This window comes from Microbacterium sp. W1-4-2, from assembly GCF_058349885.2.
On sequence record NZ_JBYRJC020000004.1, the window covers coordinates 58161 to 78616 of the forward strand.

The window sequence follows — 20456 nt, forward strand, 5'->3', positions numbered from 1 at the left end:
TTCCGTCCCCGAGCGGGACGCACCTTTCGGAGAACGAGGAGGTCTCTCCATGAGCACATCGACCCCTGCGACCCTGCACCGGTCGCTCAAACAGCGCCACGTCGTGTTCGTCGGCCTGGCGTACATGTCGCCGTTCGCGGTGTTCGACACGTTCGGCATCGTGTCCGAGGCGACCAGGGGCCACGTGCCGATGTCGTACATCATCGTCACGGTCGCCGTGCTGTTCACGGCGTTCAGCTACGCCAAGATGGTGCGCGTGTATCCGTCGGCCGGCTCGGCCTACACGTACACGCGGCGCACGATCGCCGCCCCCGTCGGCTTTCTCGTCGGGTGGGCCGCCCTGCTGGACTATCTGTTCCTGCCGATGATCAACGCGCTGCTGGCGAAGATCTATCTGTCGGCGGAGTTCCCCGACGTGCCCGGATGGGTGTGGATCGTCGGGCTCATCGTCATCATCACGGCGCTGAACATCGTCGGCGTGCGCATCAGCGCGGTGGCGAACATGATCATGGTCGTGTTCCAGGCGCTGCTGGCGATCGTGTTCGTCGTGCTGACCGTGCGGGCGATCCTCTCCGACAACGCGCTGGCGTTCTCGCTTGCGCCGTTCTACTCGGTCAACGAGGACGTCGCAAGCCTGGTCGGCGGCGCGTCGGTGCTCGCGCTGGCATTCCTCGGGTTCGACGCGGTCACGACCCTGTCGGAAGAGGCGGTCGAGCCCCGCAAGACCGTGCCGCGGGCGATCATGTGGGTCGCGGCCCTCGGGGCAGCGTTCTTCATCAGCGTCACGTACGTCATGCAGACGCTGGTGCCGGATCTGGATGCCCTGAAGGCGATCACGCCCGACATCGAGGGCGCCTCGCCGTACATTGCGCTGTTCATCGGCGGGATCGTCTTCCAGACGATCTTCCTGGTCGGGGCGACCGTGTCGGTGCTGTCGTCGGGCCTGGCGTCGCAGCTGAGCGCATCGCGGCTGCTGTACGCGATGGGACGCGACGGGATCCTCGCGCGCAAGCTGTTCGGCTATGTGCACCCGCGGCTGGGCACGCCGATCGTCAACATCCTCGTGGTCGGCGCGATCGCGCTGACCGCGCTGCGGCTCGACCTGAACGCGGCGACCTCGCTCATCAACTTCGGCGCGTTCACGGCGTTCGCCTTCGTGAACCTGTCGGTCGTGGCGTACTGGCTGCGGCATCGGCGCAGCGAGGCGCTGCACGGCAGCGTGCTGGCCTGGACGGTCGTGCCCGGGATCGGGTTCTTGATCAACGTGTGGCTGTGGATCAGCCTGGATCAGCTGGCGATGACCGTGGGGCTCATCTGGGCGGGCCTGGGTGCGGTGTACCTCGTGTGGCTGACCCGCGGCTTCAGGCGCCCCACCCCCGAGGTCGCGTTCGACGAGACCGACGAGCCGATCCTCGCCCGCGAGCCGGCGGGTTCCCTGCCCGGGTGACGGCGGTGGATGCCGGGGTGGATGCCGGGGCTCAGCCGATTCCGATCAGGACGACGGCCGCGATCGCGCAGACGAGGCCGACCAGCTGCAGGCGTGCCCAGCGCTCGTGCTCGATGAAGCGGGCCATCAGCACCGTGACGGCGGGGTAGAGCGCCGTGATCACCGCGACGACGGCGAGCTGGCCGAACCCGGTCGCGAAGAGGTACGCGAGCGCGGCCCCGCCGCCGAGCACGCCCGAAAGCAGTCCCGGCCGCACCGAGGGGATCCACGCTTCGCGGGCCGGGCGGCGGGTGCGCGGGATCGCCGCGGCAACGACCACGACCACTGATACGGCCTGGGTGGGAACGAGCGGCCAGGCTCCGGCATCCGTCCCCGACTGTGCCAGGGCGATGAACAGCACGGCGAAGCCGATGCCGGCGATGATGCCCTCGGTCACGCCGCTGTGCCGGGCACGGCCGTCGGCGCCGGGATGCAGCGACACGAGCAGCGCCGCGGGCACGGCGATCGCGACGCCGACCCACGCCAGCCACGGCAGGCGGTCGCCCAGCAGGGCGCCGACCACGACCGGGATGGCGGCGGTGAGCACGCCCGACAGCGGCGCGACCACGCTCATGCGGGCCGTGGCCAGGCCCCGGTAGAGGGCGAGGGTGCCGATGCCGCTGCCGATGCCGGCGGCCGCGCCCCACCAGAGGGCGTGCGCGGTGGGGGCGGGCGGCGCGGCGATCAGCACCGCCGCCACGGCGGCGAACAAGGTCAGCGGCTGCGCGACGATCGCGACCGCGCCCGCGTCGCCGCGGCGCCCGCCGATGCCGGCCGCGAAGTCGGACGTGCCGTAGCAGACGGCCGCGACCAGACTCAGCAGCACCCCCACGGGCCGAGCTTATCGGGCAGCGGCGGCGGGCCCGGTTCAGAACTCATCCAATCCATCGGGGTGCGTGCACATCTGCCGCGTGTTTCCGCGGCTCCGCCCCGCTGCCGGCCGCTGCAGGCTGCGGAGTGGATGAGTTGTGAACACACCAATCGGCGGCCGGGCGGTGTTCGAGCGCCGAGTACCCCCGTCGGCGCAGCCCGTCCTCGCTTGACGCGAGGAGATCTGACGAAACGAGGGGCGAAAGCGCGACGCCGGCCCTCGCTCGGTGAGATCCCCTCGCCTCGAGCGAGGGCGGTCAGGGCGAGAGGCCGGGCCGTTCGTCGGGTCGCGGACTCTCGCCGAGCGACCGGGCGCATCAGGCGATGTAGACCTTGCGGAGGGTCTCGCGCACGGTCCAGACGGTGTGCATCCCCTCGGCCAGGCGCACGATGGTGCCCGGACGCAGCTCGACGGGCGGCAGCGCCGGCTCGGTGAACTCGAGCAGCCCGGTGCCGGCGACCACGACGAACACCTCGTCCGATTCCACGTCGGTCGAGGTCCCGGGCGAGTGCTCCCACACGCCGATCGTGCGCCCGTCGGCGTCGTCCAGGTCGACGAAGCCGGTGCGCGGCGATCCGGTGCGCACGTGGGCGGCGTCGATCGGCTCGTCGTCGATGACGAGGGATGCCGCGACGACGGCGGCTCCGGCATCCATTCTCATGAGTCGAACCCCAATCCCATGGCATCCAGCGTCTTCAGCAGCAGGTTACGCCGGCCTTCGCGATGGTCGGCGCGGTCCAGCGACCAGCGGGTCGCGTTGATGCCGATCGCGGCGGCAGGTTCGGGCGGGAACGGCAGCGGGCGCTTGCGCACCATCTCGAGCGACGTGCGCTCGGTGCGCGCGCCGTCGAGCAGGTCGAGCATGACCTCGCCGGCGAACCGGGTCGAGCCGACGCCGAGCCCGGTGAACCCGGCGGCGTAGGCGACCCGTCCGCGGCGCGCAGTGCCGAAGAACGCCGTGAACTGCGTACTCGTGTCGATCGCCCCCGCCCACTGGTGCGAGAAGCGCAGGCCCTCGAGCTGCGGGAAGGTCGTGAAGAAGTGGCTCGCGAGCCGGCGCCACGTCTCGGGCCGGTTCTCGTAGCGATCGCGCACCTTGCGGCCGTAGTGGTACACGGCGTCGTAGCCGCCGAACAGGATGCGGTTGTCTCTCGAGAGCCGGTAGTAGTGGAACTGGTTGGCCATGTCGCCGAGGCCCTGGCGGTTGCGCCAGCCGATCGCGGCGAGCTGCTCGCCGGTCAGCGGTTCGGTCATCAGCACGTAGTCGTACACCGGAACGGTCATCAGGCGGTTGCGCGACAGCAGTGACGGGAACACGTTCGTGGCGAGCACGGCGCGTTCGGCGCTCACGCTGCCGCGTTCGGTGATCACCCGCACCCCGCCGGCATCGGTGCGCAGATCGCGCACACGCGAGCGCTCGAAGATCTGCACGCCGCGCTCTTCGGCGACGCGGGCGAGCTCGGCGGCGAGGCGGGCGGGGTGCAGCATGCCGCACGCCCGCTTCTCCCAGATCCCGGCGAGGAACGTGGGCGAGTCCACCTCGGCGCGCACGGCATCCTGATCCAGATACACCAGGTCTTCGTGATCGGATGCCTCGTCCCGCCACTCCTCGAGCCACGCGACTTGGTGCGGCTCGAGGGCGGGGGAGAGCTCGCCGGTGCGCTCGAAGTGGAAGTCCATGCCGTACCGCGCCTGGGCCGCTTCGATCGCGTCGAGGTTCTGCATCCCGAGCCGGTCGAGCACAGGCATCTCGTCGGGCCAGCGCGACAGCCCGTTCTCGCGCCCGTGCGTGAGGCTCGCTTCGCAGAAGCCGCCGTTGCGGCCGGAGGCGGCCCACCCGACGCGCTGCGCCTCGACCAGCACGATGCGGGCATCGGGCATGCGTTCGGTGGCCAGCAGCGCGGTCCACAGCCCGGTGTAGCCGCCGCCGACGATCACGAGGTCGGCGGTGACGGCGCTCGTCAGCGCCCCGCGGTCGGGCTTCAGCTGCGCCGGCAGGTCGTCGCGCCAGAACACGGCGTGCGCGGTGCCGGCCAGGGCGTGGTCGACGACGGAGGGCGAGGGACGGTGCCGTTCGAAGACCGTGGTTCCCACGGGTATCACTTCCTGTTCGAGGTGGTGGGGCGGGCGGGTGCGCCGCTAAGGCGCCGCGTACACGCGCTCGCCCTCGACGAACGTCTGCTGGACGGTCGTCGCGCCGATCTCGTCGGCGGGGCCGGCGAACGGGTCGCGGTCGAGCACCACCAGGTCGGCCAGCTTGCCCTCTTCGATCGTCCCGGTCGTGGCGTCCAGATGGTTCACCCACGCCGACCCGGCCGTGTAGGCGACCAGCGACGTGCCGAGGTCGATCGCCTGCTCGGGCAGGAACGCGTCGTACTCGCCCTCCGCGTAGTCGGGCGCGGCGGTGCGGTTCACCGCGGTGTGGATCGCGGCGAGCGGGTTCGGACTCGAGACCGACCAGTCGCTGCCGGCCGCCAGCACCGTGCCCGCGCGCAGCAGGTCGCCGAACGGGTACTGCCACGCCGAGCGCTGCTCGCCGAGGAACGGCAGGGTGAGCTCGACCATCTGCGGCTCGAGCGTCGCCCACAGCGACTGCATGTTCGCCGCGACGCCGAGCTCACGGAATCGCCGGATGTCGTCGGGGTGCACGACCTGCAGATGGGCGATGTGATGCCGGTTGTCGTTGCGACCGTTGCGCCGCACCGCGTGGGCCACGGCATCCAGGCACTGCCGCACGGCACGGTCGCCGATCGCGTGGAAGTGCACCTGGAAGCCGAGGGCGTCCAGCTGCGGCACGGCCGCGTTCAGGATCTCAGGGTCGACGAACGAGATGCCCGAGTTGTCGGTCGGGTGCCCGTGCCCGTCGCAGTAAGGCTCGAGCATCGCGGCCGTGAAGTTCTCGGCCACGCCGTCCTGCATGACCTTGATGCTGGTGGCGGCGAAGCGCCCGGCGCGGTAGCGGTCGCGGCGCTCGAGGAGCGACGGGATCTGCTCGAGGCCCGCCGTGCGGTCCCACCACAGGGCGCCGACCACCCGGGCGGTGAGACGCCCGTCGGTGCCGGCGGTGACGTATGCGGGGCCCGGGTCGCCGGCATCGCCGTACGAGCCGACGATCGCGTCCTGCCAGGCGGTGACGCCGTAGGAGTGCAGATAGCGCTGGCCCTCGAGCAGCGCCTCGACCAGCCGTTCGGGTGGCTCGGTCGGCAGCAGGCGGTTCACGAGCGTCATCGCACCCTCGTGCAGCGTACCGGTCGGGATGCCGTCGGCGTCGCGCTCGATGCGCCCGTCTGCGGGGTCGGGGGTGTCGCGATCGATGCCCGCCAGGCGCAGCGCCACCGAGTTCACCCACGCGCCGTGTCCGTCGCGGTTGGGCAGGAACGCCGGCCGGTCGGGCACGACGGTGTCGAGGGCGGCGGCGGTCGGCGTGCCGCCGGGGAACGCCGACATCGCCCATCCGCCGCCGAGCACCCAGGCGTCGTCGAGATGCGCGGCGGCGTACGCGCCGAGCGCCTCGAGATACTCCGGCTGCGTCGAGTACGGCGACAGGTCGCAGCGCAGGATGTCCAGGCCGCCCCACAGGGCGTGCACGTGCGCGTCCTGAAAGCCGGGCACCAGCATCCTGCCCCGCAGGTCGACCACCTCGGTGCGCGGTCCGACCAGGTCGCTGAGGTCATGACCGACCGCGACGATGCGGCCGCCCGAGACGGCCACCGCGGTGGCGCGAGAGCGCACGGTCGTGGCGGTGAAGACCGGCCCGCCCGTGAAGACGAGATCAGCGTGGGTCATGGGTCAGCCTCCGGCCATCGTGCGGGCGATGTCGGCCGCCGAGTCGCCCGCCCGCTTCAGGACGATCGCGACCACCGACAGCGCGAGCAGGGTCACCACGAGCATGATCGTGGACACGCCGGCGATCTCGGGACGCAGCCCGCTGCGCAGCGAGCTGAGCACGTACACCGGCCACGGCGTCGAGCCCGACACCTGCACGAACGCCGAGACGATCGTGTTGTCGAGGCTGAACGTGAACGAGAGCAGGAGGCCGGCCAGCACGGCCGGCATCGCCAGCGGCAGCGTCACCTTGCGGAAGGTGCGCAGCGGCGTCGCGTACAGGTCGGCCGAGGCCTCTTCGAGGTTCGCGGGCAGCCCGACCAGGCGCGCCCGCACGATGTAGGTGACCACGGCCACCGAGAACAGCGAGTGGCCGATCACGAGACGGAAGATGCCGTTGTTGAAGAACGACATCCCCATGTCCTGACCGAGGAACACGAGCCACGGCAGCAGCGACACGGCGTCGACGATCTCGGGCGTGACGGCCACCAGCAGCAGCATCCCGACGAACCAGAGCGTCCACTTGCCTGGCCGGCGGGCCAGCGCGATGCCCGCGAGGGTGCCCAGCAGCGACGCGAGCACCGCCGCGATCGCGCCGGTGCGCACCGAGACCATGACGGCGTCGGCGATCGCGGGTTTGCGGAACAGCGCGAGATAACCGTCGATGCCGAAGCTGTCGAACGCGACGAGCAGCCGGCCGTTGTTGAACGAGTAGATGACGATCACGAGGATCGGAGTGAACAGGAAGACGTAGACCAGCACGCTCCACGCGGTCAGCAGCCGATCGCTCAGCGGCCGCCGCTGCCGGTGCTGCGGCGGGGCCGGGCGGTCGGCGGCGGACTGCGCGGCCTCGACGCCCTCCTCGAGATCGACGGCCAGCGAGGGCAGGGTGCCCAGTCCGGGCTCGACGGGCGTCATGACGCGAACTCCTCGACGGTGATGCGATTGCGCAGGCGGAACGGCAGCGACACGAGCCACAGCAGACACGCGAACACGGCGACCGAGGCGAGCGTGATGAGGATCAGCATCACCGCCATCGCCGAGCCCAGCGCCCAGTTCTGCGCGGTCTGGAACTGGGATGCCACGAGCTGGCCCACCATGTTTCCCTTCGCGCCGCCCAGCACGGTCGCGGTGATGTAGTCGCCCATCAGCGGGATGTAGACCAGCAGTGCGCCCACGACGATGCCGGGCCGGGCCAGCGGGAACGTGATGCGGGCGAACGTGCGCCAGCGGTCGGCGCCGAGGTCCTTGGATGCCTCGCGCACCGACAGCTCGACGCGGTCGAACGCCACGAACAGCGGCAGGATCATCAGCGGCAGATAGTTGTAGACGACTCCGAACAGCACCGCCGGGCGGGTGTAGAGGATGTCGAGCGGAGCGAGCCCGATCGCCTGCATGGCGTGCGAGATCCAGCCCTCGGGCGAGAGCACCACCATCCAGCCGATCGTGCGCACGAGGAAGTTCGTCCAGAACGGCACGAGCACGAGCGCCAGCAGCAGGCCCTTCATGCGTGCGGGGGCCTTCAGGGCCATCCAGTACGCGACCGGCGCGCCGATGACGAAGCACAGCAGCGTGCCGGCGACGCCGATCCACAGGGTGTTCCAGAACGTGTCGAAGAAGGTCGGCGTGAGCACCTCGGCGTACCGGTCCAGCGACAGCCTGTCGTTGGCGTGGGTGCCGAACAGTCCCGGCTTGTAGCCGAAGCTGTACCAGAAGACCACGAGCACGGGCGCGACGAAGAACGCCAGCAGCCACAGCCACGCCGGTACCGCCAGGACGAAGCCGGGCAGGCGCGCCCTACGCACCGGCTGCGGCCTTCGCCTTGTTGTAGATGTCGACGGTGCGCGTCTGCGCCTCGTTGACCGCGCCGTCCTTCATCGTCGCCAGCTGGTCGGGCGTGAAGAAGACCAGGTCGAGCATCTCGAGCCCCTCCTTGCGGGCGGTGGCCTCGATGTCCTTCGCGCCGGTGTGGTAGCCGATGTAGTCGACGTTCTTGATCTGGTTCTCAGGCGTGAGCACGAAGTTGATGAACGCGTGCGCGGCTTCGGGATGCGGGGCGGTGGACGAGATCGCCCAGTTGTCCATCCACAGCTCGGTGGTGGGCGAGCCGAGCACCCACTGCCACTTGTCGGGCTGGTCGGAGTTGAGGATGCCCTGGCGTGCGTCGCCGTTCCACACCTCGATGAGCGTGTGGGCGCTCTGCGGGATCGCGCCGCTGCCGGGGTAGGAGTCGAACGCGGCGATGTGCGGTGCGAGCTTCTTGACGATGAATTCCTCGCACTTGTCGATCTCGGCGTTGTCGGTGGTGTTCCAGTCGATCCCGTTCGCCCAGTAGTACATGCCGGTGATCTCGGCCGGGTCGTCGAGCACGCTGGTCTTGCCGCTGGCCTCGTTCTGAGCGCAGTCGAGGAAGTCGTTCCACGTCTTCAGCTCGCGCTTGATCTGGGTCTTGTCATACACGAAGCCGGTCGTGCCCCAGGCCTTGCAGATCGAGTAGTCGTTGTTCTTGTCCCAGTCGCGACCGAGGTAGGCGGGGTCCATGTGCTTCAGGTTCGGGATGAGGTCCTTGTTGAGCTTCATCAGCAGCTTGTTCTGGACCATCTGCGGGATGTACACGCCGGTGGGGACGATGATGTCGTAGCCACCGGTGCCCTTGGCGGCGACGAGCTTCGCGATGAGCTCTTCGTTGGATCCGAACGAGTCCACCGTCAGCTTCGGACCCAGCTGCTTCGTGAACGCGCTCAGCACCTCGGGGGCGTCGTAGTCGCCCCACGAGTACATCGACAGCGAGCCTTCGAGCTTTCCGCCGGTGGCCTTCGGCGCGGGCTGGCCGGCGCCGGCGCCACCGGGTGAGCAGGCGGCCAGCAGGGCGGTGCCTCCGACCACGCCGACGAGGGAGAAGAAGCCGCGTCGCGTCATCTCCGAGACGATGCGGTTCGCCGAGCCCTGGTCGGCCAGAACGCGGACGGTGTCGTGTACAGCCATGGGTGTTCCTCTCGCGGGGCCGAGTCGTCAGCGGGTGCGGACGGTGGCGGTGGTGGGTGGCTCGACGAATCCGCCGTGGGCGGCCGAGTCGTCGACCGGAAAGATCTGCACCGATTCGGGTCGCCACGTGCACCACACGGTGGCGCCGACCGCGACGCGTGGAGCGTCGGGGGTGGGGCGCCGCGAGATGATCGACATCTCACGACCGAACTGGACGAGGAACTGCATGGTCTCGCCCAGGTGCGAGACGCCGATGATCCGGCCTTCGGCGATGTTCGCATCGGATGCCGGGCGCTCGGCGGCGATGTCGACGAACTCCGGTCGCACCGCCGCGCGGGCGCGCATGCCGGGGGCGATGCCCGAGATCGGCTGTGCGGGTCGCAGCAGCGCGTGCGGGCTCTCGATGGCGCGGCCGTCGGCCGAGACCGACCCGTCGAAGAAGTTCTGCTGGCCGACGAACGCTGCGACGTACGCCGAGGCCGGGGCGCTGTAGATCGTGTCGGAGTCGGCGAGCTGCTCGATCCGGCCCGCGCGCATCACGGCGATCCGGTCGCTCATCGACAGCGCCTCGCCCTGGTCGTGGGTGACGAAGACGAACGTGATGCCCAGCTGCGACTGGATGAGCTTGAGCTCCAGCTGCATCTCCTCGCGCAGCTTGCGGTCCAGGGCCCCCAGGGGCTCGTCCAGGAGCAGCACGGCCGGGCGATTGACCAGGGCGCGGGCGAGGGCCACCCGCTGCTGCTGCCCACCCGACAGCTGCGTGGGCTTGCGGTCGGCGAAGCTGCGCATCTGCACCATGTCGAGCGCCGACGACACCCGCTCGCGGATCTCGGCTTTCGGCGTGCGCTTCTGCTGCAGGCCGTAGGCGACGTTGTCGGCGACGGTCATGTGCGGGAACAGGGCGTACGCCTGGAACACCGTGTTGACGTTGCGCCTGTACGGCGGGAGGTTCAGGACGGAGCGTCCGGAGATCCGGATGTCGCCCGCGTCGGGGTGCTCGAACCCGGCGATCATGCGCAGCGTCGTCGTCTTGCCGCAGCCCGACGGCCCCAGCAGGCTCAGGAACTCACCGGCCTGGATCTCCAGCGACAGATCGTCCACCGCGACCTGTCCGCCGTAGGCTTTGGTGACCCGATCGATCACGACGGTGCCGTCGTCCAGCGTGCGTGCGGCGGCTTCTGCCGGGCCCGTTGTCGTCAATGCCACCTGGGACCTCCGTATCGGGGCCGCTGCGCCCTCGGGCGGGCGGCGTCGCCCTCGTCCCGAGATTCAATCCAACCAGCGCCGCCAGAGCAAGACGAGCGGGCCGGAAACGGACGGATTCGCCTACCCGCCGCGGCCGGTCAGACACTCTGTCCGGCCGCGGCGGCGGTGGACTCGTCGGTCGGCTCCTCGCAGGATGAAGCTCAGCGCTGGCAGCGCGGGCACCAGAACACCGTGCGTGCGCGCGTCGGGTCGGCGCCCAGGTCCATGCGCCGGATGAGCGTGCCGCATCGGCGGCATGGCCGGCTCTCGCGTCCGTACACCCAGCGCTCCTGCCCGCGGCGGGTGTCGCCGGTGAACGTGCGGATCGGCCGGTCCCGGTTGGCGCGCAGCATCCGCGCCCCGGTCTCGACGAGCGCTGCGATGTCGGTGTCGGCGGCGGGCGTGGTCGGCAGGATGCCGCGGACGAACAGCAGTTCGTTCGCGTACTCGTTGCCGAGCCCGGCGAGGTTGCGCTGATCCAGCACGGCGACGTGCACCGGGCGGGTGTCGCCGGCGAGGCGCCGGGCGGCTTCGGTCGGGTCCCAGTCCGGCTGCAGCGGATCGGGGCCGAGGTGGCCGATGAGCTTCTGCTCGTCGGACGTGGGCACGACGGCGATGTCGGCGAGATCGAACCCGACGGTCTCGACGCCGGCGGCGCCCACGATCGCCCGCGCCGTGTGGGCGGGCCGCGGCCAGCGCGCGCCGGACCGCACCACGACCCACAGGCCCTCCATCTTCAGGTGCGAGTGCAGGGTCCACTCTCCGATGCGGTGCAGAAGGTGCTTGCCCCGCGGCACGACCTCGCGGACGGTCTGTCCGGTCAGGTCGACCAGCGCCTCACGCGGCACACGCAGCTCGAACCGGGTCAGCTCGCGCCCGGCCAGTGCCGCGTTCAGCCGGTGCGCGGTCTGCCAGACGGTGTCGCCCTCAGGCATGGGCGGCCTTGCGCAGGGTGAGCCCGCGCGTCGACTCGACGAAGCCCGCCGCGCGCAGGGCGCGCCCGACCGGGCTGCCGAACACGACCTGGCCGTTGACCTGCTGGATCGTGAGCGTGTCGAGCCGGCGCGTGCGCGACGTGTCGGCGAGGCTGCGGCATCCCGCAGCCAGCACCTCGTCGTCGTCGGTGAACGCGAGCGCGGTCTTGCCGCCGCGCTCGAGGTAGAGCACGAGCGCGCCGTCGACGAGCACGACGAGGGCTCCGGCCTTGCGGCCGGGCCGGTGCGTGCTGCCCTCGAGCGCGGGCCAGCCGAGGGCCGCGCCATACGGATTGGCGGGATCGGTGGCCGCGAGGGTGATCGCATCGCGCGGCGGCGGGTCGGCGAGTCCTGCGAACTCGCGCAGCCGGTCGACGGTGGCAGATGCCGCGAACTGCGCGGCCCCGAGCTTCTCGATGACGTAGCCGCGGCGGCAGTGCCCGGCCTCTTCGAATCCGGCCAGGATCCGGTACACCTGCGCGAATCCGCCCGGGGTCTGCTCGGCCTGCACCGAGCCGCGGGTGACGACGCCGTAGCGGTCGAGCAGCAGGCTCGCGTTCGCGGTCGCCCGGATCGCGGGATCGTCTTCGGGGTCGGGCAGCAGCGACCAGCGCCCGCCGATGGCGGGCGGTCGGGGCGGGGCCGCGGGGCGCGAGAGCGACATCCCGCGATAGAGGCGCGCGCGGGGGGTGCGCCGGCTGACCTTGTGCGCCTGCGAGCCGCCGCCCAACAGCGTGCGGATCGGCGCGAACGTGTCGTTCGTGACGCGGCCGGCCCAGGTCAGCGCCCACAGCGCCTCGATCACCGACTGCTCGTTCTCGGCATCGGCGAGCGTGCGCAGCTGCCCCGCGAAATAGGCGCCGCCGGCGCCCAGGATGTTCACGAGCCGCTGCTCGAGCGAGTCGGGCGCGAGCTCGTCGACCGGGTCGGGAAGGGTGAGGGATGCCGCGTCCGTCGGATGCAGCGCGATCCAGCCGTCGCGTCCTGGCAGCGCTCCGTGCCCCGACCAGACGACCTCTCCGGTCGCGGTCAGCTCGTCGAGCATGCCGGGGGAGTAATCGCGCACCCGCGCGGGGAGGATCAGAGATTCCCACGCGCTCGCGGGGATCGGCACTCCGGCGAGCTGCTCGACGACCGCGGCGACGCCGTCGATGCCCTCGAGCGGCCGGGTGAGGTGCTGCCACGCCGGCAGGAACCGCGCGAACGCCTGCGGCGAGACCGGCTCGACGCTGCCGCGGATCGCCGCGAGGCTGCGCATGCGCAGACGCCGCAGCACCTCGGCGTCGCACCACTCCGTCTCATCGGCTCGGCCGGCGGCCTCGGGGAGGAAGAAGCCGCTTGCCAGTCGCCCCTGGCCCTCGAGGCGCTGCAACGTGTGGCGGGCGACGGCCACACCCAGGCCGAGACGCTCGGCGACCGCTTCTGCGCGGAACGGGCCGTGCGTGCGGGCGTGGCGGGCGACGAGGTCGCCCAGCGGGTCGGCCACCGGCTCGAGGAACGCCGTCGGGATGCCGACCGGAAGGGCAGCGCCCAGCGCGTCGCGCAGCCGCCCGGCGTCTTCGATCGCCGCGACCCGCGCGGCGCCGCCGATCGTCACCGGGATCGCCCGGTGCGTCGCGACGAGCTCGTCGAGGTGGGTCTTCGCCGCGGTCGCACAGCGGGCGGTGTCTGCTTCGCTCGTTGAGCGTGCGGTGTCTGCGTCGCTCGTTGAGCGTGCGGTGTCTGCGTCGCTCGTTGAGCGAGCGGAGCGAGTCGAAACGACGTCGTCTGTCTGGTCGGTCCGTTTCGGCTCGGTCGCGCTGCGCGCCTCCTCGCTCAACGACCGGGGGTCGTCCTGGAGGCGGGCGGCGACCTCGGCGGCGTCGAGCGGGCCGAGCACGCGCAGCAGGTCGGCCACCCCCTCCACGCCGCGCGCACGGCGCTCGGGGTCGAGCCGTTGCACCTCGCGCTCGAACTGCGCGATCACGTCGGGGTCGAGCAGCTCGCGCATCTCGACCTTGCCCAGCAGCTCGCTCAGCAGCGCGGGGTCGACCGACAGTGCGGCCGCACGACGCTCGGCCAGCGGCGAGTCGCCCTCGTACATGAACGCGCCGACGTATCCGAACAGCAGGTCGCGGGCGTACGGCGAGGGCTGGCTCGTCGTCACCTCGACCAGGCGGATCCGGCGCTCGCCGATCGCCCGGATCACGCGCAAGAGGGCGGGCAGGTCGTAGACGTCCTGCAGCACCTCGCGCAGCGTCTCGAGGATGATCGGAAACGTCGGGTACCGCCGGGCGACCTCCAGCAGCTGCGCCGCGCGCTGCCGCTGCTGCCACAGCGGGCTGCGTCGGCCGGGATTCAGGCGGGGCATGAGCAGCGCCCGGGCCGCGCACTCGCGGAATCGCGAGGCGAACAGGGCCGACCCGCCGACCTCGTCGACGACGAGCTGGTCGATCTCGTCGGGTTCGAACACGAACAGGTCCGCCCCGGGCGGCTCGGCCGTGGCATCCGGAATCCGCGCGATGATCCCGTCGTCGCTGGCGACCGCCGACCCGTCGACCCCCAGCCGCTCGCGGATGCGGGCGTTCACCGCGAGCGCCCACGGTGCGTGCACCTGCATGCCGTAGGGGGAATGCAGGATGACGCGCCAGTCGCCGACCTCGTCGCGAGAGCGCTCGACGGTCAGCGTCTTGTCGGTCGGCAGCGTTCCGGTCGCCTCGCGCTGCTCGGCGAGGTAGGCGAGCAGGTTCGCGATGGCACGGGCATCCAGCCCCGATTCGGTCAGACGCGCCTCTGCCTTCTCGCGCGGGGCGGCTGCGACATCCCGCGCGAACCTCCCGAGCGCCTCGCCGAGCTCGGCGGGCCGGCCGATGCCGTCGCCGTGCCAGAACGGCACCTTGCCGGGCTGCCCGAACGCGGGCACGACGTTGACCCGGTCATGCGTGATCTCGACGATCCGCCAGCTCGTCGTGCCGAGCGTGAACACGTCGTTCACGCGCGACTCGTAGACCATCTCCTCGTCGAGCTCGCCCACGCGCGCGCCGACGGTCTCGCCTGCGACGAACACGCCGAACAGGCCGCGGTCGGGGATCGTTCCGCCGCTGGTGACCGCGATGCGCTGCGAGCCGGGGCGGCCGGTGAGGATGCCGGCATCCCGGTCCCACACGACCCGCGGGCGCAGCTCGGCGAACTCGTCGGACGGAAAGCGCCCCGACAGCAGGTCGAGCGTCGCCTCGTACGCCGAGCGAGGCAGCGTGCGGAACGGCGCGCTGCGGCGCACGGTCTCGTACCAGCCCTCGACGTCGAGCGGGACGAGTGCGCACGCGGCGATCGTCTGCTGCGCGAGGATGTCGAGCGGGTTCTGCGGCACCGCGATCGCCTCGATCTGCCCGGCGAGCATCCGCTCGGTGACCACCGCGGTGTGCAGCACGTCACTACGGTGCTTGGGGAACAGATCGGCCTTGCTGATCTCGCCGACCTGGTGGCCGGCGCGCCCGACGCGCTGCAGTCCCGAGGCGGCCGACGGGGGAGCCTCGACCTGGATCACGAGGTCGACCGCGCCCATGTCGATGCCCAGCTCGAGGCTGCTGGTGGCGACCACGCAGCGCAGTGCGCCGCTCTTGAGCTCGTCTTCGACCTGGGCCCGCTGCTCCTTCGAGACCGACCCGTGGTGGGCCTTCGCCAGCACCGGGGCGACCCCCGTGGTGGATCCCGCCTGCGCCATCTTCGCTGCCGGAACGGTCTGCGCGGGCACGTCGAGCCCCAGCCGGTCCGCGTAGATCTCGTTGAGCCGCCCTGTCAGGCGCTCGGCGAGCCGCCGCGAGTTCGCGAACACGATCGTCGAGCGCTTCTGCAGCACCCGGTCGACGATCGCCTCTTCGACGTGCGGCCAGATCGACCCGGTCATCTCGGTGTTCTCGCTCGGCGAGGCGAACCAGTCGTCGTCGGCTGCGGCATCCTCGCCCGGAGCCGCCTCGCGATCGCCCAATCCATAGGGATTCGGCGAATCAACATGCTCTGGGCTATGGACTCGCCCAGTCCCTGTGGATTCGGCGTCGGTGGTGTCGAGGGTTGAGCGGCGTGCGGTGGAGGAGCCGGCCGTCGGCGGCGGGTTCTGCATGTCGTCGACGGGCACGACCACGCTCAGCTCGAACGTCTTCGACGCGCGCGGTGCGACGATCTCGACCGGGGCTGCCCCGCCGAGGAACCGGGCGACCTCGTCGATCGGGCGCACGGTCGCCGACAGGCCGATGCGCTGCGCGGGGCGCTCGAGCAGGTCGTCGAGGCGTTCGAGGCTCACGGCGAGGTGCGCGCCGCGCTTGGTGGCCGCGACCGCGTGCACCTCGTCGACGATCACGGTGTCGACCCCGCGCAGCGTCTCGGCCGCCTGACTCGTGAGCATCAGATACAGCGACTCGGGTGTCGTGATGAGGATGTCGGGCGGGTCGGTGAGCAGCTTTCGGCGATCGGATGCCGGGGTGTCGCCGGAACGGACGCCCACGGTGACCTGGGGCACCGGCACGCCGAGGCGGCGCGCCTGCTGAGCGATGCCGACCAGGGGGGAGCGCAGGTTGCGCTCGACGTCGACGCCGAGCGCCTTGAGCGGTGAGATGTAGAGAACCCGGGTGCGGTGCGTGTCGGCGGGGGGCGTGCCGCGGCGCCGACCCTTCGTCCCGGTCCCCGTGCGGTCTCGCTCGGGGACCTCGGTCTTCGCCCGGGCTGCGGCATCCTGATCGTGGAACACCCGGTCGATCGCCCAGAGGAACGCCGACAGCGTCTTGCCCGACCCGGTCGGGGCGACCACGAGCGCGTGCTTGCCCGCGGCGATGGCCTCCCACGCGCCGCGCTGCGCGTCGGTCGGGCGCGCGAAAGCACCGCGGAACCACTCCCGCGTCGCGGCGCCGAAGCGGTCCATCACGTCGCTCACCCTCCCATCTTCGCCGGTGCCTGCGACATCCGGGATAAGCTGGAGCTTCTTTGCCACCTGCAACCGAGTGGGGAAGGAGCAGGTCATGAACCTGACAGGACCCGTGTGGATGACCCCGGCCGCCCTCGCGGCCCTCGAAGCCGAGCTCGCCGAGCTCACCGCGAACCCTGACGAGGCCGCACAGCCGCGCATTCTCGAGCTGCGCGAGCTGATCCGCCACGCCGAAGTGGGCACGAAACCCGACGACGGACTCGTCGAGCCGGGCATGCGCATCACGGTGAAGTTCCACAGCGACGACTCGGTCGAGACGTTCCTGCTGGGCAGCCGTGACCTGGTGCAGACCGGTGCCGACATCGACGTGTACTCGCCGACCTCGCCGCTGGGATCCGCGATCGACGGGCACCGCGTCGGCGACGAGGTCAGCTTCGCCGCCCCGAACGGCGCGACGCTCACCGTCACGATCGTCGCGGCCACGCCCTTCGCCTGAACCCCGCCGTTCCCCGCCGTCTGCTTGTAGAATCGGCGTGACCCGTTCCGGCGCATGCCGTCACGGGCCCGGCCGCTCGTCGCAGAGCGACCGCACGGGGGCGGCCGCATCCGCGGCACTCCTCCGACGTCTCGCGTCTTTTGGGGAGGACGACGATGGCCGCATCGGGACTGGGGCTCGAACGGTGGCCCGAAGGAGTGGCAGCCCAGCTGCTGAACCTGTCGGTCGACCTGACCTGCGTGGCGGGGTTCGACGGTCACTTCCGTGAGCTCTCCGACGGATGGGAGGCGCTGCTCGGCCGTTCGCTCGCAGAGCTGACGGCGCGCCCGCTGCTCGATTTCGTGCACCCCGATGACCGGCCCGCGACGATAGCAGCGCTCGACCACGCCCGTCGCGGCGGCGACGTGACCCGCTTCGAGAACAGGTTCGTCGCCGCGGACGGCACGACCAGATGGCTGCAGTGGACGGCGATCGGCGTGCCCGCCGAAGAGGGCTACCGCGCCGTCGCACGCGACCTCACGCCGCAGCGCTCGGCCGAGCAGGCCGCGGGCGACAGCGAGCGGCGCTACGCCGACCTCATCCAGTCGTCGCACGACATCGTGCAGTCGATCGCCCCCGACGCGCACTTCATGTTCGTCAACCGGGCCTGGCACGAGCATCTGGGCTACACCGCCGAGGAGCTCCCCGGGCTGACCCTGTTCGACATCGTCGTCGAAGCCGACCACGAGCACTGCTCACTGCTGATCGCCCAGCTGATGCGCGGGCAGTCGTTCGACCACATCGAGGTCACGTTCGTCGCCAAGGACGGGCGGACCTTCCCGGTCGAGGGCAACGCCACCGGGCGGTTCCGCGATGGGGAGTACGTCGCCACGCACACGTTCTTCCGCGACGTCACCGACCGCAAGAAGGCCGAGGCCCTCGCCGCCGCCTACCAGCGCGAGCTGGAGCACGACGTCGCCGAGCGATCGGCCGCGCTCGTGCGCAGCGAGAAGCTCGCGACCCTCGGGCGCCTGAGCGCCGGCATGGCGCACGAGCTGAACAACCCTGCCGCCGCCGCCCGCCGCGGCGCGGCCCAGCTGCGCGAGGCGGTCACCAGCACCTACACGGGCCTTGCCGCTCTGGCCGCCGAAGGCCTCGACGCCGACGCGGCGACGCGACTGGCCGGACTCATCCGGTCGGTCGGCGACGAGGTGGGGCCGGGCGCCGCCCTCGATCCGCTCACCCGCAGCGACCTCGAAGACCAGGTCGAGCAGTGGCTGAGCGCGCACGGCGTCGACGACGCCTGGGCGCTGGCCGGTCCCCTCGTGGCGCACGAACTGCGGCCCGAGACCCTCGCCGGGATCGCGGCATCCTTCCCTCCGTCCGCCCTGCCGACGGTGCTGACGTCGCTCGCGAACGCGTACTCGACGGCCGCGCTGCTCGAGCAGATCGGGCACGGCGCGCACCGCATCTCGCAGATCGTCGGTGCGCTGAAGGACTACAGCTACATGGACCGGGCGCCCGTGCAGGACGTCGATGTGCACGACGGCCTCGACAGCACGCTGGTCATGCTGCAGTCCAAGCTCAAGAGCGGGATCATGGTCGACCGGCAGTACGGCCAAGATGTTCCGCACATCGAAGCGCCCGGCAGCGAGCTGAATCAGGTCTGGACGAACCTCATCGACAACGCGATCGACGCGATGGGCGGCAAGGGCCGCCTCGTGATCCGGACCGCGGCCGCCGACGGCGGCGTCCAGGTCGAGATCGAGGACAACGGCCCCGGCATCGCGCACGACGTGATCGACAAGGTGTTCGACCCGTTCTTCACGACGAAGGGCCCGGGCCGCGGCACCGGACTGGGCCTGAACATCACGTTCAACATCGTGCGCGGCTGCGGCGGCTCGATCGACGTCGATTCGCAGCCGGGGCGGACCGTCTTCCGGGTGCGACTGCCGCTGCGATTGCCATTGCCATCGCAGGGCGAGCATGAAGAGGATGCCGCAGCCCAGGGAGATCCGGCGTGAACGCCGCAGCGCCCGAGGCATCCGCCGTCCGCCGTCCCGTGATCCTCGCCGTCGACGACGACCCGGCCGTGCTGGCCGCCGTCCGCGCCGACCTGCGCGGACGCTACGGGAACGACCACCGGGTGATCACCGCCGACGGCGGGCCGCAGGCCGTCGAGGCGCTCGGACAGCTGGCGGTGCGCGGTGACGAGGTCGCGGTCGTGGTCAGCGATCAGCGCATGCCGGATCTGTCGGGCACCGACGTGCTGCGCGAGGCGTCGCGCCTGTTCGAGGGCGTGCGCACCGTGCTGCTGACGGCGTACGCCGACACCGACGTGGCGATCGGCGCCATCAACGAGCTGCACCTGGACTACTACATCCTCAAGCCGTGGGATCCGCCCGAAGAGCGGCTGTTCCCCGTCATCGACGATCTGCTGGGCGACTGGCACGCCGCCCACCCGCCGAAGCAGCAGCTGACCCGTGTGGTCGGCAGCCGCTGGTCGCAGGCAACGCACCGGGTGCGGGACTTCCTGCAGCGCAGTCAGATCCCGATGGTGTGGCTGGACGTCGACACCGACGAGCAGGCGCGGGCGCTGCGCGATGCCGCCGGCGACGGCGAGCTGCCGCTGGTGATCACGCCCGACGGCACGCGGCTGTCGGCCCCCGGCATCCCGGAACTGGCCGCGGCCCTCGGCCATCCGGCCCCGTCGGACGCGCAGACGTTCGACCTGGCGATCGTCGGGGCCGGTCCCGCGGGCCTGGCGGCGGCGGTGTACGGGGCGAGCGAGGGGCTGCGCACCGTGTGCATCGAGCAGCTGGTCGCCGGCGGGCAGGCCGGGCAGTCGTCGCGCATCGAGAACTATCTGGGATTCCCGAACGGCATCGCCGGGGCCGACCTCGCCCGTCGCGCCCTCACGCAGGCACGCCGGTTCCTCGTCGACGTGATGGCGCCGCAGACCGTCGCCTCGGTCGACGTGTCGGGCCCGTACCCGCAGCTGCGGCTGGCCGGCGGGCAGACGGTCAGCTGCGGTGCGCTGATCCTCGCGTGCGGCGTGGCATACCGGAGCCTGGACGTGCCCGGCAGCGACCGGCTCGAGGGCCGTGGTGTGTACTATGGCGCGGCCCTGAGCGAGCGCGACACCGTCACGGGCGAAGACATCGTCGTCGTGGGCGGGGCGAACTCGGCGGGGCAGGCGGCGGTCTTCTTCTCGGCGTTCGCCCGGTCGGTGACGATCCTGTGCCGTGCGAGCGAGCTCGGAGCGAAGATGTCGCAGTACCTGGTCGACCAGATCGAGGCGCTGCCGAACATCTCGGTCGAGTGCGGCACCGTCGTGCGCGAGGTGGCCGGTGCAGATCATCTCGAGCAGGTGATGGTGGATGCCGTCGCCGGCGGCGCGGTGCGCACTCTGGCGGCGAGCTCCCTGTTCGTCTTCATCGGTGCCTCGCCGCGCACCGACTGGCTGCCGCCCCAGATCGTCCGCGACGAGCGCGGCTTCGTCGTGACGGGTTCTGCCCTGGGCGCGCAGCGCCACCGCACGGCCGACGGCGAGCGCGACCCGTTCCTGTACGAGACGAGTGTGGCGCGGGTGTTCGCCGTGGGCGACGTGCGCGCCCAGTCCGTCAAGCGGGTCGCCTCGGCCGTCGGGGAGGGCTCGGTCGCGGTGCAGTTCGTGCACCGCGTGCTGCACGAATGAG

14 protein-coding genes are annotated in these 20456 nt (G+C 71.2%); 4 read left to right on the forward strand and 10 right to left on the reverse strand.

Annotation, left to right across the window (positions count from 1 at the left end; genetic code table 11):
• Window positions 1-49: 49 nt before the first annotated feature.
• Window positions 50-1447 (forward strand): APC family permease, encoded by a 1398-nt coding sequence (locus AC3RX0_RS15595; RefSeq protein ID WP_491506920.1) that lies wholly within the window; start codon window positions 50-52, stop codon window positions 1445-1447.
• Window positions 1448-1478: 31 nt separating this feature from the next.
• Here the strand turns inward: AC3RX0_RS15595 and AC3RX0_RS15600 are convergent, their stop codons facing one another.
• From AC3RX0_RS15600 to AC3RX0_RS15645, 10 genes are all read right to left on the reverse strand, one after another.
• Window positions 1479-2318, reverse strand: a complete 840-nt coding sequence (locus tag AC3RX0_RS15600; RefSeq protein ID WP_491506921.1) for an EamA family transporter — start codon at window positions 2316-2318, stop codon at window positions 1479-1481.
• Window positions 2319-2673: 355 nt separating this feature from the next.
• Window positions 2674-3012: a cupin domain-containing protein gene (locus AC3RX0_RS15605; RefSeq protein ID WP_491506922.1), complete on the reverse strand. Its 339-nt coding sequence runs from the start codon at window positions 3010-3012 to the stop codon at window positions 2674-2676.
• A gap of 2 nt (window positions 3013-3014) precedes the next feature.
• Window positions 3015-4451 (reverse strand): NAD(P)/FAD-dependent oxidoreductase, encoded by a 1437-nt coding sequence (locus tag AC3RX0_RS15610; protein WP_491506923.1) that lies wholly within the window; start codon window positions 4449-4451, stop codon window positions 3015-3017.
• 45 nt (window positions 4452-4496) lie between these two features.
• Window positions 4497-6143: an amidohydrolase gene (locus AC3RX0_RS15615; RefSeq protein ID WP_491506924.1), complete on the reverse strand. Its 1647-nt coding sequence runs from the start codon at window positions 6141-6143 to the stop codon at window positions 4497-4499.
• A gap of 3 nt (window positions 6144-6146) precedes the next feature.
• Complete coding sequence (locus tag AC3RX0_RS15620; protein WP_491506925.1) at window positions 6147-7100, reverse strand: ABC transporter permease; 954 nt, start codon at window positions 7098-7100, stop codon at window positions 6147-6149.
• On the reverse strand, window positions 7097-7987 hold the full coding sequence (locus tag AC3RX0_RS15625; RefSeq protein ID WP_491506926.1) for an ABC transporter permease: 891 nt from the start codon (window positions 7985-7987) through the stop codon (window positions 7097-7099). Before AC3RX0_RS15625 ends, AC3RX0_RS15620 begins: the two co-directional genes overlap by 4 nt.
• The gene (locus tag AC3RX0_RS15630) at window positions 7980-9167 is read right to left on the reverse strand and encodes a polyamine ABC transporter substrate-binding protein (RefSeq protein ID WP_491506927.1); all 1188 of its coding nucleotides are present in this window, start codon (window positions 9165-9167) and stop codon (window positions 7980-7982) included. Before AC3RX0_RS15630 ends, AC3RX0_RS15625 begins: the two co-directional genes overlap by 8 nt.
• Window positions 9168-9194: 27 nt before the next feature.
• Window positions 9195-10373 (reverse strand): ABC transporter ATP-binding protein, encoded by a 1179-nt coding sequence (locus AC3RX0_RS15635; protein WP_491506928.1) that lies wholly within the window; start codon window positions 10371-10373, stop codon window positions 9195-9197.
• A gap of 200 nt (window positions 10374-10573) precedes the next feature.
• Window positions 10574-11347 (reverse strand): DNA-formamidopyrimidine glycosylase family protein, encoded by a 774-nt coding sequence (locus tag AC3RX0_RS15640; protein WP_491506929.1) that lies wholly within the window; start codon window positions 11345-11347, stop codon window positions 10574-10576.
• Window positions 11340-16292: an Lhr family ATP-dependent helicase gene (locus AC3RX0_RS15645; protein WP_491506930.1), complete on the reverse strand. Its 4953-nt coding sequence runs from the start codon at window positions 16290-16292 to the stop codon at window positions 11340-11342. Before AC3RX0_RS15645 ends, AC3RX0_RS15640 begins: the two co-directional genes overlap by 8 nt.
• An 85-nt stretch (window positions 16293-16377) precedes the next feature.
• Here AC3RX0_RS15645 and AC3RX0_RS15650 point away from each other — a divergent pair, with 85 nt between their 5' ends.
• The 3 genes from AC3RX0_RS15650 (at window position 16378) to AC3RX0_RS15660 (ending at window position 20455) form a co-directional block, all read left to right on the forward strand.
• Window positions 16378-16779, forward strand: coding sequence for a GreA/GreB family elongation factor (locus AC3RX0_RS15650; RefSeq protein WP_491506931.1), 402 nt, complete (start codon window positions 16378-16380; stop codon window positions 16777-16779).
• 155 nt (window positions 16780-16934) lie between these two features.
• Entirely contained in the window at window positions 16935-18782 is a 1848-nt protein-coding gene (locus tag AC3RX0_RS15655) for a PAS domain S-box protein (protein ID WP_491506932.1), read from the forward strand.
• Window positions 18779-20455 carry an NAD(P)/FAD-dependent oxidoreductase gene (locus AC3RX0_RS15660; RefSeq protein ID WP_491506933.1) on the forward strand — a complete coding sequence of 559 codons (1677 nt, stop codon included), beginning with the start codon at window positions 18779-18781 and terminating at the stop codon, window positions 20453-20455. The genes AC3RX0_RS15655 and AC3RX0_RS15660 overlap by 4 nt, the downstream gene beginning before the upstream one ends.
• Window position 20456 lies beyond the last annotated feature (1 nt).